Origin of the sequence: Candidatus Accumulibacter vicinus, from assembly GCF_000584955.1 — a bacterium.
In the GTDB taxonomy this organism is placed as follows: domain Bacteria; phylum Pseudomonadota; class Gammaproteobacteria; order Burkholderiales; family Rhodocyclaceae; genus Accumulibacter; species Accumulibacter vicinus.
Genome location: NZ_JDSS02000032.1, coordinates 1 through 1,007, shown reverse-complemented (window position 1 = coordinate 1,007; position 1,007 = coordinate 1). Strand labels below are relative to the sequence as shown.

Genomic DNA, 1,007 nt, shown 5'->3' with positions numbered 1-1,007 from the left:
CCCTTGGTCCGGATCGGTTTTCAACATTGTAAAGCTGGCTTAACGCTATTACAACTAGTAGTCTGGCGAGTTGATTGTGATGGATACAAGTGGTGATGGGTGACATCGAAGAATGTTTTGATGTCCAAAGCTCTGCAGGTTATTTTTTTGCTGGAGCGACATCATGGTGAAGTATCGAATCCTGTTGACGGAATCGGAGCGTGAGGAATTGAAGGGGCTGCTGGCGAAGGGCCGGCACGCGGCCCGAAAACTGACGCGGGCGCGGATACTGCTGTTGAGCGACGAAGGCAGGACCGCGGAAGAAATTGCGGAGGTGCTATCGGTAGGCACCTCGACGGTTGAGCGGATAAGGCGACGTTGTGCAGAAGCCGGCGTGGCAGAGGCGCTGGTGGATCGACCGCGACCGGGAGCCCGGTTGATTTGTACGAGGAGCCCTACGACCCGCAACGTCCGGTGGTCTGTTTCGATGAAACGCCCCGCCAGTTGATTGCCGATGCCCGTCAGTCGATGCCCATGGAGCCTGGCCAACCGATCAGGGAAGATACTGAATTCGTCCGTCATGGCGTGGCCGAAATTATGCTCTTTTGCGAACCAGCCGCGGGCCAACGCGAGGTCTGGGTAACCGAGCACCGGACCAGGATCGATTTTGCCCTGGCGATGGAGCGAGTGGCAAACGCTTATCCCGAGGCTGAAGTGATCCGGGTGGTCATGGAAAATCTGAACACCCACAAGCCGGGCGCGCTGTATGACGCCTTCCCGCCAGAAAAAGCCCACGCGATTCTGAACAAACTGGAGTTCCACTACACACCCAAGCAGGGAAGTTGGCTCAACATGGTCGAGATCGAGTTCTCTGCTCTGTCTCGCATGGGCCTGGACAAGCGTACGCCTGACATCGAAACCTTGGAAAAGGATGTCGAAGCCTGGAAAACCCGGCGTAACCACGCCCAAGTGCATATCCATTACGTCAGTTCGGGATAACGAAGCCAAAAATGTGGCGCTAACCCATT

General features: G+C 56.0%; 1 protein-coding gene. It reads left to right on the top strand.

Features of this window, described 5'->3' with window-relative positions; all coding sequences use genetic code 11:
* Positions 1 to 420: 420 nt before the first annotated feature.
* Positions 421 to 978, top strand: coding sequence for an IS630 family transposase (locus CAPSK01_RS15020; RefSeq protein WP_034928425.1), 558 nt, complete (start codon positions 421 to 423; stop codon positions 976 to 978).
* The last annotated feature ends 29 nt before the right edge of the window (positions 979 to 1,007 follow it).